Annotated in this window: 16 protein-coding genes; 2 read left to right on the forward strand and 14 right to left on the reverse strand. The window is 64.7% G+C overall.

Annotated elements, in window-relative coordinates; all coding sequences use genetic code 11:
* Positions 1 to 4: 4 nt before the first annotated feature.
* From SS05631_RS12570 to SS05631_RS12585, 4 genes are read right to left on the reverse strand one after another with little or no spacing between them, the layout of a single operon-like run.
* Positions 5 to 820, reverse strand: a complete 816-nt coding sequence (locus tag SS05631_RS12570) for an ATP-binding cassette domain-containing protein (RefSeq protein ID WP_037414477.1) — start codon at positions 818 to 820, stop codon at positions 5 to 7.
* Between the two features lie 9 nt (positions 821 to 829).
* Positions 830 to 1666: an ABC transporter permease subunit gene (locus SS05631_RS12575; RefSeq protein ID WP_037414476.1), complete on the reverse strand. Its 837-nt coding sequence runs from the start codon at positions 1664 to 1666 to the stop codon at positions 830 to 832.
* 53 nt (positions 1667 to 1719) lie between these two features.
* A complete protein-coding gene (gene ssuD, locus SS05631_RS12580) occupies positions 1720 to 2889 on the reverse strand; it encodes an FMNH2-dependent alkanesulfonate monooxygenase (RefSeq protein ID WP_037414474.1) in 1170 nt (389 codons plus the stop codon).
* Positions 2890 to 2916: 27 nt separating this feature from the next.
* Entirely contained in the window at positions 2917 to 3879 is a 963-nt protein-coding gene (locus SS05631_RS12585) for an aliphatic sulfonate ABC transporter substrate-binding protein (RefSeq protein ID WP_037414472.1), read from the reverse strand.
* 358 nt (positions 3880 to 4237) lie between these two features.
* Between SS05631_RS12585 and SS05631_RS12590 the strand changes: the two genes are divergently transcribed.
* The gene (locus tag SS05631_RS12590) at positions 4238 to 6799 is read left to right on the forward strand and encodes an FAD-dependent oxidoreductase (protein WP_037414471.1); all 2562 of its coding nucleotides are present in this window, start codon (positions 4238 to 4240) and stop codon (positions 6797 to 6799) included.
* A 392-nt stretch (positions 6800 to 7191) separates the two neighbouring features.
* Complete coding sequence (locus SS05631_RS12595) at positions 7192 to 7908, forward strand: DUF1194 domain-containing protein (RefSeq protein WP_234819723.1); 717 nt, start codon at positions 7192 to 7194, stop codon at positions 7906 to 7908.
* An 84-nt stretch (positions 7909 to 7992) separates the two neighbouring features.
* Here the strand turns inward: SS05631_RS12595 and SS05631_RS12600 are convergent, their stop codons facing one another.
* From SS05631_RS12600 to paaN, 10 genes are all read right to left on the reverse strand, one after another.
* Complete coding sequence (locus SS05631_RS12600; RefSeq protein ID WP_037414469.1) at positions 7993 to 9966, reverse strand: tyramine oxidase; 1974 nt, start codon at positions 9964 to 9966, stop codon at positions 7993 to 7995.
* A 37-nt stretch (positions 9967 to 10003) separates the two neighbouring features.
* Entirely contained in the window at positions 10004 to 11410 is a 1407-nt protein-coding gene (locus SS05631_RS12605; RefSeq protein WP_037414467.1) for an aldehyde dehydrogenase family protein, read from the reverse strand.
* A 112-nt stretch (positions 11411 to 11522) separates the two neighbouring features.
* Positions 11523 to 12440, reverse strand: a complete 918-nt coding sequence (locus tag SS05631_RS12610; RefSeq protein ID WP_037414465.1) for a helix-turn-helix domain-containing protein — start codon at positions 12438 to 12440, stop codon at positions 11523 to 11525.
* A 136-nt stretch (positions 12441 to 12576) separates the two neighbouring features.
* Positions 12577 to 14646 (reverse strand): 3-hydroxyacyl-CoA dehydrogenase NAD-binding domain-containing protein, encoded by a 2070-nt coding sequence (locus tag SS05631_RS12615; RefSeq protein ID WP_037414464.1) that lies wholly within the window; start codon positions 14644 to 14646, stop codon positions 12577 to 12579.
* A 3-nt stretch (positions 14647 to 14649) separates the two neighbouring features.
* Positions 14650 to 15351 carry an ABC transporter ATP-binding protein gene (locus tag SS05631_RS12620; protein WP_037414463.1) on the reverse strand — a complete coding sequence of 234 codons (702 nt, stop codon included), beginning with the start codon at positions 15349 to 15351 and terminating at the stop codon, positions 14650 to 14652.
* Positions 15338 to 16123, reverse strand: coding sequence for an ABC transporter ATP-binding protein (locus SS05631_RS12625; protein WP_037414461.1), 786 nt, complete (start codon positions 16121 to 16123; stop codon positions 15338 to 15340). The genes SS05631_RS12620 and SS05631_RS12625 overlap by 14 nt, the downstream gene beginning before the upstream one ends.
* On the reverse strand, positions 16120 to 17079 hold the full coding sequence (locus SS05631_RS12630; protein WP_037414459.1) for a branched-chain amino acid ABC transporter permease: 960 nt from the start codon (positions 17077 to 17079) through the stop codon (positions 16120 to 16122). The genes SS05631_RS12625 and SS05631_RS12630 overlap by 4 nt, the downstream gene beginning before the upstream one ends.
* 2 nt (positions 17080 to 17081) lie before the next feature.
* Complete coding sequence (locus SS05631_RS12635) at positions 17082 to 17954, reverse strand: branched-chain amino acid ABC transporter permease (RefSeq protein ID WP_037414457.1); 873 nt, start codon at positions 17952 to 17954, stop codon at positions 17082 to 17084.
* A 76-nt stretch (positions 17955 to 18030) separates the two neighbouring features.
* Complete coding sequence (locus SS05631_RS12640) at positions 18031 to 19176, reverse strand: ABC transporter substrate-binding protein (protein WP_037414455.1); 1146 nt, start codon at positions 19174 to 19176, stop codon at positions 18031 to 18033.
* 59 nt (positions 19177 to 19235) lie between these two features.
* The gene (gene paaN / locus SS05631_RS12645; RefSeq protein ID WP_037414453.1) at positions 19236 to 20897 is read right to left on the reverse strand and encodes a phenylacetic acid degradation protein PaaN; all 1662 of its coding nucleotides are present in this window, start codon (positions 20895 to 20897) and stop codon (positions 19236 to 19238) included.
* Positions 20898 to 20980 lie beyond the last annotated feature (83 nt).

Genomic DNA, 20980 nt, shown 5'->3' on the forward strand with positions numbered 1-20980 from the left:
GTCGTCAGCCGAGGATGGCATCCAGCAGGCGGCGCTCGAACACGGCGAGACCCGGATCGCCATGGCGCCGCGGATGCTCCGTCGGATTTTCGAGATCGAGCGCCACCTTGCCGCCGTCGAGGACAATCACCCGGTCGGCCAGATGCACCGCCTCGCTGACATCATGGGTCACCAGGACCGCCGTGAATCCCAACTCCCGCCAGACCCGGCTGACGAGTTCCTGCATCGTGATGCGCGTCAATGCGTCGAGCGCACCGAGCGGTTCGTCGAAAACCAGCAGACCGGGGCGGCTGACGAGCGAGCGAGCGAGCGCCACCCGTTGCCGCTGGCCGCCGGAGAGCCGCGCCGGCCATTGATCCGCCTTGTCGGTCAATTGTACGTCGTCCAGCGCCATTAGCGCTTTCACGCGCGCCGTATCCTTGTCGATATCCTGGCCGAGGCCAGCCGCCACATTGTCGACCACCCTCGCCCAGGGAAGCAGCCGAGGCTCCTGGAAGACGATGCGCGCATTGGCCTCCACCGTGTTTCCCGATCGGTCGGCGAAGCGAAGCGAGCCGGCGGTCGGGCGGTCCAGCCCGACGAGCAGGCGCAACAAGGTACTTTTGCCGCAGCCGCTCTTGCCGACGATCGCCAGGAACTGCCCGGCCAGGACGTCAAGGTCGATGCCACGAAGGACCCGGTTTTGACCGAAGGATTGCTCGACCCGCCGCAGCTCGATCGAGACCGCTTCGGTCGCTGCGGCGGAGACCGTTCGCCCCTGTTCTCCCAAGGGTTCGACAGTGCCTTGGCGCCCCTCGAACCTGCTGACATAGCCGCTCATGCTGGCCTCCTATTTCTGATAGACCGGGTTCCAGGACAGGGCATTACGCTCCAGGGCCCTCGCAATCACGTCGGCGAGCTTGCCAAGCGCCGCGTAGATGAGCAGTGACAGAACCACCACGTCCGTCATCATGAATTCTCGCGCCTGGTTCGCCATGTGGCCGATCCCGGATGATGCGGCGATCGACTCCGAGACGATGAGCGTCAGCCACATGATGCCGAGCGCATAACGCAGTCCGACGAATATCGAAGGCAGGGCGCCGGGCAGGATGACCTTCCTGAACAGTGTCCAGCCGCTCATTCCGTAGATCCGGCCCATCTCGATCAGCTCGCGGTCGACGTTCCTGACGCCGTGAAAGGTGTTGAGATAGATTGGAAAAAGCACGCCCAAAGACGTGAGGAACAGCTTCGATTCCTCGCCGATCCCGAACCAGAGGATTACCAGCGGGATCATGGCCAGATGCGGAATGGTCCTGAGCATCTGCAGCGAGGTGTCCGTCAATTGCTCGGAAAGCTTGGAGACGCCGTTCGCAATGCCAAGCAGCAGACCGATCGTTCCGCCGACGATAAGTCCGGCCAGGGCGCGCGCGCCCGAAACTGCCACGTTATGAAGCAGCGCGCCGGAGAGCAATTGCTCGACGAAGGCGGCTGCCACATCCGTCGGTGCCGGCATGATCCGCGTCGAAATCCAGCCGAGCGACGAAAATAACTGCCACACCAGAACCAGGACGATCGGCACGGCATAGGGCAAGAGCCCCTCCAGACGGATCCGCCGCGCCGGTGGGGCCGGCAAGACCCAGCTCCGTCTTTGCCGCGGGCGATCGCTTGCAACGTCGTATGCGGTCATATTCTTCTCCTTCTCGATTGGCGAGCGCGGCCCGCACGGATTCCCGTTCGGGATCAGGAGCCGGCGACGACTCGCAGATTGCCTCCATGGCCACCGCCAGCGAAAAGCGGCTGTTCTCCGAAGGACGAGCGGACCTGGTTGCGCGGACCAGCAAGGCCGATTTCCGGAAAGAGCAGTTCGGAAACCCGATAGACCTCCTCGAGATGGGGATAACCGGAGGCGATCACCGTATCGATGCCGATTTCCTGGTATTCCCGGAGGCGGGCGGCCACCGTCTTTGGCGAGCCGACAAGCGCGGTCCCGGCGCCCGAGCGGACGAGGCCGATGCCGGCCCAAAGGTTGGGCGACACTTCGAGCCTGTCTCGACGGCCGCCGTGCAGCGCCCGCATGCGAGCCTGGCCGACGGAATCGGAGTTCCGGGCAAATCCTTCCTGGGCAGCGGCAATCGTCTCGTCCGAGAGCTTGGAGATCAGCCGGTCGGCGGCAGCCCAGGCCTCCTCGTCGGTCTCGCGGACGATGAAGTGCAGGCGAATGCCGAAGGTCACCTCCCGCCCCTTGTCGAACGCGGCCTTGCGGACCGTGGCAATCTTTTCCGCGACCTGGGCCGGCGTCTCGCCCCAGGTCAGGTATTTGTCGACCACGCCCGTCGAAAATTCGATCGCGGCATCCGACGATCCGCCGAAATAGAGCGGCGGGCGCGGCTGCTGTACCGACGGGAAGCCAAGCTGTGCTTCGTGCGCCTTTATGTATTTGCCGTCGAGATGCGCCTTGCCTGTCTCGAGGAGCTGGTTGAAGACCTGGAAGAACTCCTCGGCATGCGCATAGCGTTCGTCATGCGGCAGGAAGACGCCGTCGCCGGCAAGCTCCTTGGCACTTCCGCCCGCGACGATATTGAGGAGCAGCCGCCCCCTCGAGACGCGGTCGAGCGTCGCGGCGAGCCGCGCGTAGTAGGCGGGCGAAGCGATGCCGGGTCGTATGGCCACGAGAAACTTCAGGTTCTCCGTGGAGGCCGCGAGGTGTGCTGCAAGGATGAAGGATTCCTCGCAGGCGACCCCGGTCGGAATGAGCACGCCGGAGTAACCCAGCCGGTCCGCCGCCGTGGCGATCTCGCGAAAATAGCCGATGTCCGCAGGGCGGCTCAGATCATCGGAGCCGAGATAGGCGCCATCGCCGGAGGTCGGGATGAACCAGAGGAAATCGAGTGGTTTGTCTGTCTTTGTCATGGCCTGATCCTTTCAGCGTGCGGCGTTTCAGCTTGCCTTCGGTCGCCAGGCGACGTCGGCGATCGTCAGGGTCTTCGGCAGGATGCCGAGGCCATGGAATTCGTCCGCGAGCGCCTGCTGGTAGGTCAGCGCGTCATCCGACAGGGGCGCCACCTTGCTGAGGTCGGCCCCCTTTCGCGTCAGGATCGTTCGGGTCACCTCGGTTGGAATGCCGGTGATCTCCGCGAGCGCCGGAACGGTCTCATCGAGATTGGCCTGCGCCCAGGCTCCGACCTTGGCCAGTTCATCAATCACCTCGGCGATGACCTCCGGCTCGGAGGCGGTGAAATCGCCATTGCCGAAGAAGAAGCTCCAGTTGTCGACGATGCCTTCCGCCGTGGTCAGGACCCGTGTCCGCGGATCCGCCTCGGCAACGGCAAAATAGGGGTCCCATATCGCCCAGGCGTCGATACCTCCGGTCTTGAAGGCGGCCGCCGCGTCTGGCGGGGCGAGATCGGCCGCTTCGATGTCGTCGGTCGTCAGGCCGACTTTGCGCAGCGCCTTGACTGTGAAATTATGGGCGCTGGAACCGCGCTTGAAAGCGATCTTCTTCCCCTTCAGCTTCTCGAGCGCAGTGATCGGCGAATCCTTCGGCACGAGGATGGCGGAGCCCGATGGCGTGCCCTTGTAGCTCCCGACGTAAAGAAGATTGGCCCCGGCAGCCTGGGCGAAAAGCGGCGGAACGTCGCCGGTCGGACCGAAGTCGAGCGAGCCGGCGCCGAGTGCCTCGAGGAGCGGCGGGCCCGAAGTGAACTCGGCCCAGCTCACCGTCAGGCCGCGTTCAGCAAGCCGCTTCTCCAGCGCGCCGGTACGCTTCGCCAAGGCGAGCACGCCGTTTTTCTGCCAGCCGATACGAAACTCCTTTGCCGCCCTTGCCTGCCGGATGTTCGGCGCGCTCAAGGCCGCGGCGGTTGCGCCGATGAGCGCGAGGGTCTGCCTGCGAGTGATCATTTTCCACCTCTGTCTGGTCGCTGAGGAACAATGCAGTTCGGGAGAATGATAAGATAGTCTATAAATTTACTAAGGAAACTTGTTCCAAAAAGTCCCTCGCCGGTGGAGATTATCGTTACTCCCGGACGCAAGACGCGAATGGATTGCTGCAACTCCAGAAGACGAACGGCAGCCTTGTGGCGCAAACCGCCCACTTGAGCACCAAGCTGAGCGGCTGCATCCCCCCTAGCCACCAGCGTTGCCATTCGCTACGGCATGGCTCTGGTCGTGCAGCACGATGATTATGTCGTAGACAGGCGCAACTCGCGTCGCTGCAAAATCTAATATCCGGCTTCCATACCAACTAGGGTCGCAAGCAATGGCAGAGTTTCCGCAAAGGGCGAAGGTCGTAATCATCGGTCTGGGTGGCATCGTTGGCGCGTCGATCGCCCATCACCTGATCGAGCGTGGCTGGGACGATATCGTCGGCATCGACAAGTCGGGCATCCCGACCGACATCGGCTCGACGGCGCATGCCTCCGACTTCTGCTACACGACGAGCCACGACTTTCTCTCGGTCTGGACGACGCAGTATTCGATCGACTTCTTCGAGAAGATGGGCCACTACGCCCGCATCGGCGGCCTGGAAGTCGCACGCACCGGCGACGACATCTGGATGGAGGAGATCAAGCGCAAGCTTTCCTCTGCCAAGGCCTTCGGCACTCGCGCGCACTATGTCTCGCCGGCCGAAATCAAGAAAATGTTCCCGTTGATCGAGGAAGATCAGGTCATGGGCGGCATGTTCGATCCGGATGCCGGCCTCGTCGTCCCGCGCTCGCAGACGGTTGCCGGCAAGCTGGTCGATGCGGCGGAAAAGTCCGGCAAGCTGCAGGTCTTCGGCAATACGCCGGCAACGTCGCTCCTCGTCGAGAACGGCCGCATCAAGGGCGTGGTCACGCATCGCGGCACGATCATGGCCGACCATGTCATCGTCTGCGCCGGCATCTGGGGTCGCCTGATCGCCGAAATGGTCGGCGAAGACCTGCCGGTCATGCCGGTCGACCATCCGCTGACCTTCTTCGGCCCCTATAACGAATTCGAAGGCACCGGCAAGGAAATCGGCTTCCCGCTGCTGCGCGACCAGGGCAACTCCGCCTATATGCGCGACACCGGCGACCCGAAGACCACCGAAGGCGGCCAGATCGAGTGGGGCTACTACGAGGCCACCAATCCGCGCCTCTGCCATCCGCGCGACATTCTCGAGAAGCACGAGGCACGCCTGTCGCCCTCGCAGCGCGATCTCGAGATGGAGCAGATCATCGAACCGCTCGAGCGCGCCATGGAACTGACGCCGATCCTCGGCGAGCTTGGCTATAACGAGGGCCACTCCTTCAACGGCCTGCTGCAGGTATCGGCCGCCGGCGGCCCCTCCTGCGGCGAGAGCCAGAAGGTGCGCGGCCTCTGGTATTGCGTCGCCATCTGGGTGAAGGACGGCCCGGGCTACGGCAAGCTGATCGCCGACTGGATGACGGACGGGCGCACCGAGATCGACCATGCCTCGATCGACTATGCACGCTTCTACCCGCACCAGCTCGAGGAGAAATTCATCGAGGGCCGCTGCTTCGAGGCGGCACAGAAGATCTATTTCCCGGCCGTGCATACGCGCGAGCCCTATGCGAGCGGCCGCAACGTCAAGCGCTCGCCCTTCTACGAGCGCGAGAAGGAGCTCGGCGGTTACTTCATGGAGCTCGGCGGCTGGGAGCGCGCCCACGGCTATGCCGCCAACGAGCACCTCCTGGAAAGATACGGCAACCGGGTTCCAGTGCGCGAGAACGAGTGGGACAACCGCCATTTCTGGCGCGTCTCCAATGCCGAGCATCTGGCGATGAGCGAGGATTGCGGCATCGTCAACCTCTCGCACTTCCACATGGTCGACATCGAAGGTCCGGACCATGTGGAGCTTCTCGAGTGGCTTTGCGCCGCCAAGATCGGCGGAGACGGCAATATCGGCAAGGGCATCTACACCCACTTCCTCGATGACGAGGGGATGGTCAGGGCCGACTTCACGGTCTTCCGCATGGCCGACCGTTGCCGTCTCGTGAACGGCGCCGATGCCGGCCCGCGCGACTTCCACTACATGCGCCGTGTCGCGGAAGACCGGGGCCTCGACGTCACCATTACCGACGTTTCGGAGAAGTTCGTCACCATCGGCATCTGGGGCCCCAATGCCCGCCAGACGCTGAAGAAGGTGGTTGCCGATCCGGCCGGCCTCGATCCTGAGAACTTCCCCTTCGCCGCGATCAAGCCGATCGAGATCGCCGGCAAGCCGGTTTCGGCCTTCCGCATCTCCTATGTCGGCGAGCAAGGCTGGGAATTGCACATGAAGTATGAGGACGGCCTGGCGGTCTGGGATGCGCTGCGCACCACCGGCGTCATGGCCTTCGGCGTCGAGACCTATGCGAACTCGCGGCGCATGGAAAAGAGCCTGCGCCTGCAGAACGCGGATCTTCTCACCCAGTACAATCTCATCGAGGCCGACCTTGCCCGTCCGAAGGTCAAGGAAGCGGACTTCCGCGGCAAGGCGAAGCATCTGGAGTACAAGGCGCGCGAGCATCAGCCCGCCATGCTCTGCACGCTCGTCATGACCGAGAACACCGACAGGAACGGCGTCAAGCGCTACCCGGTCGGCAACCTGCCGGTCATGGACCCGGAAACCGGTGAGGTGCTGATCGACGAACTCGGCCGCCGCTCCTACACCACCTCCATCGCCTACGGCCCGACGATCGGCAAGAACATCGCGCTCGCCTATCTGCCCTGGGCCTATTGCCAGGAAGGTCGCAAGCTGAACGTCGAATATTTCGCCGAGACCTATCCGGTCGAGGTCGCAGGTGTCGGCTACAAGCCGCTCTACGACCCGGAAAACCTCAAGCCGCGCAGCTAGCGTTTCCGAAGGGCCTAATAGCGAACAAGCGAGCCTCTCCAGCCGGAGGCTCGCTTTTTTACTGTGCTGTTCCCCGCGGTTTGGCCGAGCCGCGTCTACCCGGTTTCAGCGCCGATCAGCACGAAGGCTGAAAAGAGCCTTCGCGCCGCAGACGCGGCGCTGCTTCATCGCTGTGACAAGCACAGGGACGAGGACGAGAAGCATCCAACAAGGTCCAATTTGCGCTACTGTCGCGTACTGTGGCATCTGATAGGACGCGCGGCGCTGCAGAGGCACCTCGCGCGGGTCCCCGTCTCCAGATGGCCATCGGCTCCATGGGACCACGTTGGACGCATTTGGCTGCGGCTTTTCTTCTCGGCGCCAGCACCGCCGCGACACAGGATCCTGTTGCCGTGGACCTCCAACTGGTCCTCGCCGTCGACGTATCCTATTCGATTGGATTGGACGAACTGCAGCTTCAACGGACGGGCTATGTGGAGGCGTTTCGCAGGCCAGAGATAATGAGGGCGATAGGGACAGGGCGGCTCGGCAGGATTGCCGTGACCTATGTTGAGTGGGGCGGCAAGGCCGTCCAGGTGCTGCCCTGGACGCTGATCGAGGACCGGCAGAGTGCGGCACAGTTTGCCGAGGCCTTGCGCCGCCAGCCGATCCGACGGATCTCGTTCACCTCCATCTCCAATGTGCTTGCCTTCGCGCGCAGGCTTGTTCACTTGAGCCCCTATCGGGGAAGCCGGCGCGTCATCGACATATCGGGCGATGGACCCAACAATGCCGGGGTACCGGCGCCGGTTGCCCGCAACAGCACCGTTGCCCAAGGGATCGTCATCGACGGGCTGGCGATCATGTTGAGAGACACGCCGGATTCGGCCTCGATCCCGGATCTCGATGCCTATTACAGGCAGTGCGTCGTCGGCGGAGAAGGGGCGTTCGTCATGAAAGTGTCGGAGGCCAGCCAATTCTCAGCCGCTATTCTGGCCAAGCTCACGGCCGAGATTTCGGGACTGAAAGTCAGCGGCGCCAGGCAGCCCCGTCCGGAGCCTGCTGAATATGCACAGTCCTACAATTGCTTTATAGGCGAAGAGATGCAGGAGCGTTCCATCGGAAGATAGGACTCCTGTCGCGCTTGTCGGCAGCCGACCTTGGAGGTCGAGAGTATCAAAGGCGCCCCCCAAGGCGCCTTTGACGACAGGCGGTCATTTCCGGATGGAGAGCGCCGGATTATGGGCGAAGAAGTTGTGCGGCATGATGTGCACGGTCTTCCATTCGGTCGACATGACCGGCCAGTCTTCCATGCGCGGAATGTGGTGGAAGCCTGCCGAGAACCAGGTGACGATGTCCTTGCCCATCAGCGGACGATCGGCCTTCACCCACTCCGCCAGCGTATCGCTGCCGTCGCTCTGCATCGCGTACTTGCCGCCGGCATAACGCTGGTCCTGATCGTAGACGGTGTTCCAGACCGAGTACTCGATATAGGCATTGCGCTTCATCGGCGGATCGTTGGCATAATCGAACGGGCCGTAGGCAACGTTGCCGTGGTGAATCATCCAGCCCGGCTCGTGGCCGAGATAGCTTTCGCGGTTCGGGTTCGAGACATGGAAGTAGCGTGGCTCGGCCGCCGAAAGCTTATAGCGCGCCTCCATTTCCGAATGCGGCATCGAGTGCTTGACCGTCCACATCGACTTGCGCGGGCTGTTCGGCTCGACGTCCGCCGGCACGATGTCCATGGTCGAGAAGTGATTGGCGGGCTGGTCGACGTCGAAATCGATGCGGAAGTTGAAATAGTGGTCGTGGTTGGCGGCGACGAGATTGGGCGCGATCAGCGTGCCATAGGCGGTGTCGGCCTTGGCCGTCGGATCCTTCATCGAGGTCGATGCGACACCCTTCACCGCGTCCAGGCCGCTCGCGCCGATGTAGATGTTGATCTGGCCATTCTGCTGCAAACGGTAGTCGATGAGGTAGTCGTAATTGCCGACTTCCGATGCGGTGCGGACCACGAGCTCCGTCGCCGGCCGGCCTTCCGCCGGAACCGGCTTTTCCGGCGTCTGGGCGAAGACCTCGAAGTGCCGCCAGGCCGGATCGCCGATGCTGCGTTCGAAGATGCAGATCGCGTTCGGGATGACGAGCGGATTGCCCTTGTCATCGGCGATCGTGGCAGGCAGAAACGTCGCATTGTCTGGGCAGTCGATCCCTGCGGTCAACGGGCTCAGGAAGAGGCCGAAACCATACTCCCCGCTGTCCATGTAGGTGCGCCAGTACCAGCCTTCGGTTGGGTCCATATAGGGCACGAATACCTCCGAGAGGTGCGCCTGATAGATCACCGACCGCCAGGTGTCGCCGTCGTTCACGTCTAGGTTTGAAACGACGAGGCCCGGACGCTTGTCCACTCTCAGATTAAGCCGCCAGATATCCCATTCCAGATGGCTGCCGTTGATTTTGTAGTTGGGGCCGCCCTCCTGGGTGAGCGCGACCTTGTTCGTCTTCGGCCTCAGCGGCGTGCGGGCGGCGACCTCATCCTCGGTATAGCCCCAATTGTCCTTCGGTAGATCGACCGCTCCGCTATCGATGACCTTGATCACGCTCTTCTTGCCGATGTCGTAGACGGCGAAAAGGCCCTCGATCGGCTTCGCATAGAAGTTCGACCCCTCCGGAACCCGATAGCAGGGCACCTTCATCAGCCGGCTGTTCTCGTAGTCCTGGGTGAAAAAGTTGCCGGCCGTCAACGGCAGGCAGAAGGCCTCTTCCGGTTTCAGCCCGCGTTTGGCGAGACCGGCAATCATCTCGGGATGGCCGAGCGCGCCTTCGAGCGCATTCATGAACTCGGCGAAGAGGACCATCGGCTGGCCCTTGATGGCCGCGGTGCTCTCGACCTTGCCCTGAGTGATGTTGACGACCGCCTCCTTGAACCCATCCGGGCTGGTGAACTGCACCATGGCCTTGCGGTCGAGCGCGTCGCCCTCCTTCCAGGAGAGCACATCGGCCTTGGCGGGCTCCTTGAGCTCGATCAGCGGGAAAAGCGTTTCGGCGTCGACGATCTTCTCGTTCCGCAGGATCCGGTTGATGTTCTGGTATTCCTCCGCCGTCAGCCCATCGAGCGGATGCGCGATCGCCGCCGGCGTTGCCGCGCAGGCGATCAGAGCGACGAGCGTTGCTCCTCTGAAATGTTTCATCTCTTTGTTCCCTTCGTCTTTCGTTTTTTCTTCGCGATCAGGCAAAAACGACCTGAATGTCAGTGTATTCCTGCAGGCCCTCCTCTGCGAATTCCACGCCGAGCCCGGATGCCTTGATGCCGCCGAACGGAGCGTTCGGCTGAATCGCCCCATGCTTGTTGATCCAGACCGAGCCGCACTGCATTCGGCCGGCAACGTTGCGAGCGGCATCGATGTCCGACGACCAGACAGATCCTCCGAGCCCGTTCGAACTGTCATTTGCCATGGCGATCGCATCCTCGACGTCGCTGTAGGAAACAACGGGCAAAGCCGGACCGAATTGCTCCTCGTCGACGAGCGGATCACCGTTCTTCAGTCCGGCAATGATCGTCGGCGGGAAGAACAGCCCAGCGCCCCGCTCGCCGCCGAGCAGAACCCTGCCACGGGTCTTCGCGTCGGCGACGAGCGCCGCCACCTTGTCGAACTGCATGCGATTCTGGATCGGGCCAAGAATGCTGGTCTCATCCATGCCGTCCCCGACGGCGATATTGCGGGCGAAGGCGACGAGCGCATCGCAGACGGCGTCGTGGACCGATTCATGGACATAAAGGCGCTTCATCGCCGCACAGGTCTGGCCATTGTTGATGAAGGCGCCCCAGAACAGGCCCTCGGCGATCTCTTCGGGATCGGCATCGGGAAGGACGATGCCGGCATCGTTGCCGCCCATCTCCAGCGTCAGCCGCTTCATCGTCGGCGCCGCCGACGCCATGATCTTTTGCCCGGTCGCGCAGGAGCCGGTGAAGACGATCTTGCGGATATCCCGATGTGCCGACATCGCCGCGCCGATGTTGAAGGCCTTGTCGTCGCCGGTGACGACATTGACGACACCGGGCGGCAGCACCTCGTTGATGATCTCGACGAGCCGCAGAGTGGAAAGCGGCGTATACGGCGACGGCTTGATCACCACCGTGTTGCCGGTCCGCAGTGCCGGCATGATGTGCCAGATGGCGATCATCACCGGGAAGTTCCAGGGCGTGATAGAACCGACGACGCCGAGCGGCTTGCGGTGCAGTTCGACGCGGCCCCGTTCATTGTCCTGCAGCACTTTGACCGGCAGCGACAAACCGGTCGTATAGCCGGCCCAGGCGATTGCCCCGCCGATTTCCCAGCGCGACCCGAGGCCGTTGAGCGGCTTGCCCTGCTCGAGCGTGACCATCCGCGCGAGTTCGTCGGCCTGCGCCTCGATCCTGGCGGTCACCGCGGCGCAGGCCGCCTGCAGAGCCTCGTCGCTACGGGCGGACCATTCCGGAAATGCCGCCTGCGCGGCCGCGACCGCCGCGTTGAGCTCCGTCGCATTCATGTCCGGCGCGCGACCGATCTCGCCGCCGGTCGCCGGATTGAGGACGGCAAAGCTCGCCCCTCCGGAGACGGGCTTTCCGTTTACCGTCGCAAAGTGCTGCGTCATGATCCTCGTCCTCCCATTGTGTCCTGCCATGCCGGCAAGCCCATCATGGAAGACTAGGAGGGCGACGCATGTCCCGCTTGGACGGGAACGTCCCTTCGATTGGACAAATCCGTCAGTGGCGGGCGACCGCGCCCGGCGTGGTGCCGTATCGCTTGCGGAACTCGCGATAGAAATAGGAAAGGTCGTTGAAGCCGGAATCGTAGGCAATGCCCGCGACCCCTTCCTTCGCCTGTTCCGGCAGGCGGCCGGAGAGCCGCGCATGCGCAAGCTCGAGGCGGCGATTGAGCAGCCGGTGGCCCGGGCTCTCGCCCAGAGCTTGGAAGTGCCGCTGCAGCATGCGCTCCGAGACGTTCAGCCGTGTGGCGAGCTCGCGCGGGCCGAAGCCGGGATCCTCGCGATGGCGGTCGATCAAGGCGAGTGCCCGCGACAACAGGGTCTCGTACCCGCGGCTGCCGGTCCGGCCCGCCTGAAGATAGGCGCCCATCAGGCACAGGAAGGCTTCCCGGAGCTGCACCTGAACATCGAGACTGGTCAGCATTTTCGTCAGCACCGCTCGCATGGCGACCCAGAGAGGGTCGTGCCGGTCGATCGCAACGCCGCCCATGCAGGACTGGCCAAAACGATGCAGCATCTCGTCGCGCGGCATATGCACCGAGATCTGGTTCGAGCGCCTTCCCTCGTAAACGAAGGACGAGGGTTCGACGGAATCGACGAGAAACATGTCTCCGGGTGCGAGCTCGAGCGACTGGTCTCCCTGCGTGACGCTGCAATGGCCCTCGTCCTGGACCAGCAGAAAGAGATGTTCGCCCGGATCCTGGCGGATCGATCGGACGCCGCGCTGCACATATCGGGCATCGAGCGCCACGACCGCGGCATCGAAGTATTCCATGCGCCGCAGCGAGACATCACCGGCCACCAGGCCTGTGCCCCGCATCGGCTCCAGATCGAAGGCGCCGCAAACATTTCGGATCTCGCCTTGCAAGATCTCGACCGGCAACGGCCTGTAGACCGGAACTGTAAGCGCCTGCATGCTCCCCTCCGTCGCGACGCGTTTGTTGTGACCTCATCACGCAAATTCCATGCCGATCCGGCGTCCGCGCACTCCCTCCTCGTCCCGCCGTTCTATGGAGGTCGTGCTCCCCCCAGACCACCTGCACATTTTTGGACTACAATGCCTCAACGAGAGGCGTCGGGAACCCGCCGCGCCGGGCGGCCTCGAGCAAGAGGTCGCAAGGCGGCTCGGCCAGCCCCTCGCCGGCAAGCGCGCGCAGTGCATCGACGACGTTACCGAGTCCATGGGCCTCTGCACAGTGCATCGGCCCGCCGCGCCAGCGCGGAAAGCCGTAGCCGTGGATCTTCACCAGGTCGATATCGGACGGCCGTAGCGCCGTGCCGTCCGCAAGGATGCGTGCTCCCTCGTTGACCATCGGCCAGAGAATGCAGTCGGCAATGGCGTCCTCGTTCCAGTCCCGCCGAGGCCGGCCTTTCGCCTCCTCGGCGATGACCGCCGCGACCGCATCCGAAGGCCGCGGCGTGCGGTCGCCTGGCTCGTAGTCATACCAGCCGCCGCCGCTCTTCTGGCCGAAGCGCTCGATCGCGCAAAGGCGATCGGCGATCGGCGCGAAGGGCGTCTCGCCGCGCGCACGCGCGGCCTTGCGCTGGAATGCCGCGATGTCGAGCCCGCCAAGGTCCTGCGCCTCGAAGGGTCCCATGGGAAGTCCGAAGGCACGCATGGCGGCGTCGACGGCCGCGGGCGTGGCGCCGGAGAGCAGCAGTCGCTCGGCCTGCGCCCTGGTGACCTTCAGGATACGGTTGCCGATGAACCCGTCGCATATGCCGGCGCGCACCGGGATCTTGTTCAGCATCCGCGCCAGCGCGAAGCCGGTCGCCAGCACCTCCGGCGCCGTCGCCTTGGTCGGCACGATTTCCAATAGCTTCATCACATGTGCCGGGCTGAAGAAATGCAGGCCCAGGAAGCGCTCCGGCCGGCGGACGCCCTCGGCGATCCGCTCGGGATCGAGATAGGAGGTGTTCGTCGCGAGGATGGCATCGTCACCGCAGCTGTCGGCAAGACGCGCAAAGACGTCCCGCTTCACGTCCATGTCCTCGAAGACCGCCTCGATAGCGAGATCGACATCGGCGAGCGCCGCGTAATCCGTGGAGGCGGTGATGCCCGCCATCCGCTCGGTTGCCACGTCAGCGGAAATGCGGCCGCGCTTTGCCGCGCCGTCGAAGATCGCCCGCAAGCTGGCGAGCCCTCGTTCGATTGCCGCACCATCGCGCTCGATCAGGATGACCGGCAGGCCGGAATCGCGCAGCGCCGCGGCAATGCCGGCGCCCATGGTGCCGCCGCCGATCACCGCCGTCGAACGGATCATGCGCGGCGCCACACCGGCAAGCTCCGGCGGCCGGGTCGCTGCCCGCTCGGCGAAGAAGACGTGACGGAGTGCGGCGGCCTGCGCCGAGCCGCGCAGCGCCAGGAACGTTTCGCGCTCGAAGGCGATCGCCGTGTCGAAGTCCGTCTCGGCGGCGCGCCGCATACAGGCCAGCGCTCTGAGAGGCGCATCTTCCCGTTTGGCGCGGGCCGAAACGGTCCTTTCCGCTGCCTCCCAGAAACCCGCAGGCGGTGGCGCGACGGGGCGATCGCAAAGCGCGGGGGGCAGCGGCCTGTCGAGAACAGCGCGGGCGAAGGCCGCGGCACCGGCGACGAGATCGTCCTCGATCAACGCGTCGAGCAATCCGGCCTCGTGGGCCTTGCGCGCCCCGAGCGGCTTCCCCGTCGTGGCCATGTCGACCGCCGTCTCCACCTCGGCGATCCGCGGCAGACGCACCGTTCCGCCGGCGCCCGGCACGATGCCGAGGCGGACCTCCGGCAAGCCTACACTTGCCGAAGGAACCGCGACGCGGAAGCGGCAGCCGAGGGCGACTTCGAAGCCGCCGCCAAGCGCGCTGCCGTGGATGGCGGCGACCCATGGCTTTGCCGCCCGCTCGATCCGCGACACGAGATCGGGCAGGTGCGGCGGCATCGGCGGCTTGCCGAATTCACCGACATCGGCCCCGGCAATGAAGGCGCGCCCCGCGCAGGTCAGCACCACCGCCTTCACCGACGGATCGGCATCGAGCGCCTCCGCCGCCTCAAGAAGAGCCTGGCGCACGACCTGCGACAGCGCGTTGACCGGAGGATTGTCTACGATGACGACGGCGATCTCGCCACGGTGTTCGATGCTGACGGCCATGGTTTAGATTCCTAGATAGGCTTCACGGATACGCTGGTCGGCGATGAGTTCGGCGGCCGGGCCGGTCATGGTGATGCGGCCGGTCTCCATCACATAGCCGCGGTCGGCGATCGACAGGGCACCGAAGGCGTTCTGCTCCACGAGGAGCACGGTGACGCCGAGCCCGCGCAGGCCTTTGACGACGTCGAAGATCTGCCGCACCAGGATTGGCGCGAGACCCATGCTCGGCTCATCGAGCAGCAGGCAGGACGGCCGCCCCATCAGCGCCCGGGCGATAGCCAGCATCTGCTGCTGCCCGCCAGAGAGGCCGCCGGCGGCGAGATTGCGCTTTTCTCTCAAGACCGGGAACATCGCGAAGGCATCCTCCATGTCACGCGCCACCCGGTCGTCGGAGAACAGGTAGGCGCCGAGGCGGAGATTTTCCTCGACCGTCAGATTGGTGAAGATCTGCCGTCCCTCCGGCGATTGTGCCAGGCCGCGCTCGAGGCGGCGATAGGCTGGAACCGCGGTCAACGCCTCGCCTCGGAAGTGGATCGCTCCGCCGGAGACGGGCTGGATGCCGGAGAGACAGCGCAGCAGCGTCGTCTTGCCGGCGCCGTTGGCGCCGACCACCGCGACGATCTCGCCCGAGCCGATTTCGAGATCGATGCCGTGCAGGACCTCGATGCGCCCGTAGCGCGAGCGCAATCCCTCAACGGTGAGCATCGGCCGCCTCCCTCGCCTGCGGCCCGAGATAGGCCTCGATGACGCTCGGGTCACGCGACACTTTCGCCGGTTCACCTTCGGCAATCTTTTCGCCGTGGTCCAGGACGACGATATGGTTCGAGATGCGCATCACCATCTTCATGTCGTGCTCCACCAGCAGGATCGCGACACCTTCAGCCGCGACTTCGGCGATCAGCCGATCGATCTCCTCCGTCTCCACGGCATTGCAGCCTGCGGCCGGCTCATCGAGGAGAAGGACACGCGGTTTCAGCGCCAGCGCGCGAGCGATCTCGAGCCGCTTCAGCGCCCCATAGGAGAGCGACCCGGCCTCCTGGGCCTCCGCACGGCCGAGGCCAACCCGGTCGAGCAGCCTGCGTGAGCTCGCCTCGGCCTCGCGGGCACGGCGGCGGGATGACGGCAGGCCGAAGAGATCGGCGAGCACCGACCCCTTTTCGTGCAGATGATGCCCGGCAATTGCATTCTCCAGCACCGTCATCGCCTGGAATATCTGCAGGTTCTGGAAGGTGCGGGAAAGGCCCCGCCGCGCCAGCAGGTGCGGCTCCATGCCGGTCACGTCCTCGCCGGCAAGCTTCACGCGACCGTGGCCGGGCCGGTAGATGCCGGAGACCATGTTGAAGAGGGTCGTCTTGCCGGCGCCGTTCGGGCCGATCACCGAGACGATCTCGCCTGCATTGAGGGAAAAACTGACATCGCGGACGGCACGCAAGCCGCCGAATTCGATGCCCAGCCCTTCGACCTGAAGCAGATTCATTGACCCCTCCCCCGGATTTTGCGCGAAAGACTCGGCAGCAGGCCATCACGCATGAAGATCATCACCAGCATCATCACGAGACCGAGCATCACCTGCTCGTACTCCTGGAAGACCGTCAGGACCTGTGGCAGCGTCGTCAGGATCACCGCACCGCTGATCGCGCCGATGACCGAGCCGGCGCCGCCAAGCACCGTCATGGTGACGAGTTCGATCGAATGCATGTAGCCCGCCACGTCCGGCGTGATGAATTTGTTCTGCAGCGCCAGCAGCGAGCCGGAGATCGAGGCATAAATGGCCGAGATGACGAAGGCCTGCAGCTTGAACCGGGCCACGTCGACGCCGACCGTCCGGGCCGCGACCTCCGATCCATGAAGCGCGCGCAAGGCCCGTCCGGTGGGGCTATGATAGAGGTTCAAAGCGAGCCAGGCGCCGATGACGAGCACGACAGCTGAGAAGGCATACCAGAAGGCGGCGTTGGAGAGATCGATGGCGACCGACTTGAGCAGGGCCCGCAATCCCGGATCGGGCACCGTCATCCCGTCCGGGCCGCCGGTGAGCCCCGCCTCGTTGGCGAGCACCATCGACACCAGGGCGCCGAAACCGAGGCTTGCCACCGCCAGATAATAGCCCTTCAGCCGCAGGATCGGCCGGCCGACCAGCCAGGCGATCGCGCCCGACAGCGCGGCGCCGAGGCCGGCAGCGACGAGCGGATTGAGTCCGAGATGAACGGGCGCCAAGGCACAGGCATAGGCGCCGATGCCGACGAAGCCGGCGTGGCCGAGGCTGATCTGGCCGCCGGCATAGCCGATCAGGACGACGAGACCGGTCACCGCCAGCCCGTTGACGAAGATCAGCGAGCCGACCCGAAAATAGTAGGAGGACGGGAAGAACAGCGGCGCCAGCGCAATCAGTGCGGCGAGCGCGAGCAAAGTGTTTGTCTTCGACGAGAGCCGCATGGCTACACCCGATCCGTTGATTGCCGGCCGAACAGCCCCTGAGGCATGGCAAAGAGCACGGCGAGGATGATCACGAAGGCGGCGGCATCCTTGTATTGCGAGCTGAGATAGCCGGCGGTCAGCGCCTCGACGACGCCGAGCAGCAGCCCTCCGACCAGCGCACCCTTGGGATTGCCCATCCCGCCCAGCATCGCTGCCGCGAACCCTTTCAGGGCAAGGGCGATGCCGATGTCGTAGCCGGTGAGCGTGATCGGCGTGACGAGCACGCCGGCAAGTGCGCCGATTGCCGCCGACAGCGCGAAACTGAGCGTCATCACGTATCTGGTGCTGATGCCGACGAGCTGCGCGGCAATGCGGTTGTTGGCGGTGGCGAGAACCGCCCGGCCGGTGAGCGTTCGGGTGAAGAACAGCCACAGGCCGACGAAGACCGCCAGCGCCCCCGCGATCACCCAGACGCTCTGCGGCAGGACCGTCGCGCCCATGATCTGAATGGGCGTCTCGCCGGAGAAGGCCGGGAAGCGGTGGAGCTGCTTGTCGAAGGCGATCTGCGTCAGACCGCGGATGAGAATCGACGCACCGATGGTGATGATGATCAGCGAGACGACCGGCGCGCCCCGCGCAGGCTCGATGGCGAGCTTGTTCAGCGCCACACCGATCGCCGCCGTCGCCAGGATGGCGATCGCCGCCGCGAGCGGCAGCGGGATCCCCGCTTCGAAGGAGAAGACGGTGAACATGCCGCCGAGCATCACGAATTCGCCTTGGGCGAAGTTCACGACGTCGGAGGCGTTATAGATGATGGTGAAGCCCAGGGCGACCAGGGCATAGACCGCGCCGACGGTCACCCCGGACAGGATGAATTGCATGAGTTCGGGCATGGATGCCTCCGCTACGGCACGCGACGATCTGTCGACCGGACGCGCGCCGCGCGTCCGGTATCCCACGATTGCCGACCTATTCGACGAGCTTCCAGCCGCCGTCCTTGATCTCGAGCATCCGAAAGGCGCTGAGGTCGAGGCCGAGATGGTCCTCCTCCGACATGGTCACGACGCCGGTGGTGCCGACGAGACCGGATGTGGCTTCGATCGCGTCGCGGATCGCCTGCGGCTCCGCCTTGCCGGCCCGGTTGATCGCATCGACGAGGATGCGCAGCGCGTCGTGCGCATAGCCGCCAAAGGTCGAGACCGGCTTGCCGGTCGCCGCCTCGTAGCTCGCCTTGTAGGCGGTGACGACCGGGCGCTGCGGATCGTTCTCGGGCAGCAGCTTCGCCACCAGCAGCGCCGTGCCAGGCAGGCGGATGCCCTCGGCGGCGGGCGCGCCGGCAAGCTCGATGAAGCCGTCCGAGGCCACACCATGCGACTGGTAGAGCGGCAGGCCGACTGCGAGCTGCTGATAGTTGCGCGTGACGATCGCCGGCCCCTGTCCGAAACCGGCGTTCAGGACCGCCTGCACGCCTTCCTTGCCCTTGATGTTGGTAAGCTGCGGCGTCATGTCGGCGTCGCTCGGACCGTAGGTCTCGTCGGCGATGACCTCGATGCCGTAGTCGCCGACGATCTGGAGGCACTGCTTGTGCATCGACGCGCCGAAACCGTCGGAACCCGAAATCATGCCGATCTTCGTCAGGCCGCGCGCCTTCATGTCCTCGAAGATCTTGGCGCAGGCCATGCGATCGGTGTGGGGCGTCTTGAAGGTGAAGGGCCGCACGGGGTCGATGATCTCGATGGCGCCGGCAAGCGAGATGAAGGGAATCTCCGCATCCTCGAAGACCTGCAGGATTGCCATGGAGGTCCCGGTCGTCGTGCCGCCGATCACGGCAACGACTTCATCGTCTTCGACGAGACGGGTGGCGAAGGTACGCGCCTTGTTCGGGTCGCCGCCATCGTCATAGACGATCAGTTCGATCTTCTCGCCGTTGACGCCGCCCGCGGCATTGATCTCGTCGACGAGCAGCTTCAGCGTCTTGGCCTCGGGATCGCCGAGGAAGGCGGCGGGGCCGGTCTCCGAAAGCGTCGCGCCGATGCGGATATCGGCCATCGCCGGAGCCGCGAGGCCGAAGCCAAGCACCAGCGTTGTTAGCGCAGTCGTGGTGTGCAGTCTCATATCGGCATCTCCTCCCAAGAGTGCAGGTGTCAAGACTATTGCGGGTTTAAGTTCGCCGCCTATGCCGCCACTGGACGGCGCCACATGGCGACGCGGAAGCGGTTGGCGACGAAGGCCGTGTCCGTCAGGCTGGCATTGCCGGCCGGGTTGGCGCCGGTGACGTGGAAATCACTGAACGCGGCGCTCTGGTTGACGAATATCCCGCCGGTCAGATTGACGGACAGGTTCACGCCCGCAGCCGCAAATGCGTCGGCCGCCGCGGCAATGCGGGCATCATCGGTGTCGTAGAGCGCCGCGGTAATGGCGCCCTTGCGGCGAGCAAGACTTGCAGCGCGCGCGACGCCCTCCGCGGCATTCTCCACGGCCACCACGAAGGAAATCGGGCCGAACCGCTCCTCCTCATGGGCGGATGTTTGATCGGCGTTCACCGCGAGAATCAGCGGCGTCGCGGTGCGCGCGCCTTCGGCGCCCGGGAGCGGCGCAGAGTCGCGGACGATGCGACCGAGACTGCGCGCCGCCTCGATCCGCCCGAGCGTTGCCGGATTGGCGATGGCGCCGCAGACGCCGGCGGCGCGCGCCTGATCGGCGATGAGCGCGTCGACCGCCGCAGCAATGCCCGCCGCTACCGCATCGAAGCACTTCGGCCCCTCATCGGTTTCAATGCCGCCGCGCGGCACATAGATGTTCTGGGGCGCGGTGCACATCTGGCCACTATAGAGCGACAGCGAAAAGGCAATGTTGGCGCACATGCCGGCAAAGTTGTCGGTCGCGCCGATCACGATCGAGTTGACGCCGGCCTCCTCGGTATAGATGTCGCGCATCGCCGCGTTCTTGCGCACCCAGTCGCCGAAGGCATTGGAGCCGGTGTAGTCGACGATGGCGACCGCAGGGTGCGCGACGAGATCGCGGGTGATTTCCGCGCCGGGCTCGTCGGCCGCAAGCAGGACCACGTCGGCGGGAAGGCCTTCTTCGGCAAGGACCTCGCGGGCCACCAGGACCGTGAGAGCGAGCGGCAGGATGGCGCCCGGATGCGGCTTGACGATCACCGTATTGCCGGTCGCAAGGCTCGCGAACAGGCCGGGATAGCTGTTCCAGGTCGGGAAGGTCTGGCAAGCGACCACCAGCGACACGCCGCGCGGCACGATGCGCCAGTGCTTCTCAAGCACGATCGGCTCACCCTTGCCCTGCGGCTTCGCCCAGGTCGCACTCCGAGGCGTGCGCGTCATCTCGGCCCAGGCATAGGCGACGGCTTCCAGGCCGCGATCCTGCGCATGCGGGCCGCCCGCCTGGAAGGCCATGGCGAAGGCCTGCCCCGTCGTGTGCATCACCGCATTGGCCATCTCAAAGCTCATGCGGTTGAGGCGCGCCAGAATTTCCAGGCAGACACCGACCCGCGCCTCCGGCGAGGCATTGCCCCATGCGGCTGCCGCGCCTTTGGAGGCGGCCATGAGGGCATCCGCGTCGGCCGCCGGATAGGTGATGCCGAGCGACGGTCCGTAGGGCGAGACTTCCTTGCCGACCCTCTTTGCACCGGGATGCCCGGGCAGGTCGAACGCCTTGCCGAGACGTGCCTGGTAGGCGGAGAGGCCATCGTCCTTGGCGGTCTCTCCATAGATCTTGCCGCTCGGTATTTCCGGAAAGGCGGACCAATAGCCGCGATCCTGCGCCGCCTGCAAGGCCGCGCCGAGCACCGTGCGGTGCCGGTCGAATAGGTCGCTCATGTCCATTCCTCCCTGCTGCTGGGATTATCATTGACTGACCGGTCGGTTTATGCAAGTGTTTTTTTCAGGCCGCCCATCCAGCT

The organism is Sinorhizobium sp. CCBAU 05631, from assembly GCF_002288505.1.
Taxonomy (GTDB): domain Bacteria; phylum Pseudomonadota; class Alphaproteobacteria; order Rhizobiales; family Rhizobiaceae; genus Sinorhizobium; species Sinorhizobium fredii_C.

Bases quoted from the DNA above. Each gene is read 5' to 3' on its own strand.
- SS05631_RS12635 (WP_037414457.1), bottom strand. From the start codon at position 17,954: ATGCCCGAACTCATGCAATTCATCCTGTCCGGGGTGACCGTCGGCGCG.
- SS05631_RS12585 (WP_037414472.1), bottom strand. From the start codon at position 3,879: ATGATCACTCGCAGGCAGACCCTCGCGCTCATCGGCGCAACCGCCGCG.
- SS05631_RS12605 (WP_037414467.1), bottom strand. From the start codon at position 11,410: ATGACGCAGCACTTTGCGACGGTAAACGGAAAGCCCGTCTCCGGAGGG.
- SS05631_RS12600 (WP_037414469.1), bottom strand. From the start codon at position 9,966: ATGAAACATTTCAGAGGAGCAACGCTCGTCGCTCTGATCGCCTGCGCG.
- SS05631_RS12610 (WP_037414465.1), bottom strand. From the start codon at position 12,440: ATGCAGGCGCTTACAGTTCCGGTCTACAGGCCGTTGCCGGTCGAGATC.
- ssuD (WP_037414474.1), bottom strand. From the start codon at position 2,889: ATGACAAAGACAGACAAACCACTCGATTTCCTCTGGTTCATCCCGACC.
- SS05631_RS12620 (WP_037414463.1), bottom strand. From the start codon at position 15,351: ATGCTCACCGTTGAGGGATTGCGCTCGCGCTACGGGCGCATCGAGGTC.
- SS05631_RS12570 (WP_037414477.1), bottom strand. From the start codon at position 820: ATGAGCGGCTATGTCAGCAGGTTCGAGGGGCGCCAAGGCACTGTCGAA.
- paaN (WP_037414453.1), bottom strand. From the start codon at position 20,897: ATGAGCGACCTATTCGACCGGCACCGCACGGTGCTCGGCGCGGCCTTG.
- SS05631_RS12615 (WP_037414464.1), bottom strand. From the start codon at position 14,646: ATGGCCGTCAGCATCGAACACCGTGGCGAGATCGCCGTCGTCATCGTA.
- SS05631_RS12630 (WP_037414459.1), bottom strand. From the start codon at position 17,079: ATGCGGCTCTCGTCGAAGACAAACACTTTGCTCGCGCTCGCCGCACTG.
- SS05631_RS12575 (WP_037414476.1), bottom strand. From the start codon at position 1,666: ATGACCGCATACGACGTTGCAAGCGATCGCCCGCGGCAAAGACGGAGC.
- SS05631_RS12640 (WP_037414455.1), bottom strand. From the start codon at position 19,176: ATGAGACTGCACACCACGACTGCGCTAACAACGCTGGTGCTTGGCTTC.
- SS05631_RS12625 (WP_037414461.1), bottom strand. From the start codon at position 16,123: ATGAATCTGCTTCAGGTCGAAGGGCTGGGCATCGAATTCGGCGGCTTG.
- SS05631_RS12590 (WP_037414471.1), top strand. From the start codon at position 4,238: ATGGCAGAGTTTCCGCAAAGGGCGAAGGTCGTAATCATCGGTCTGGGT.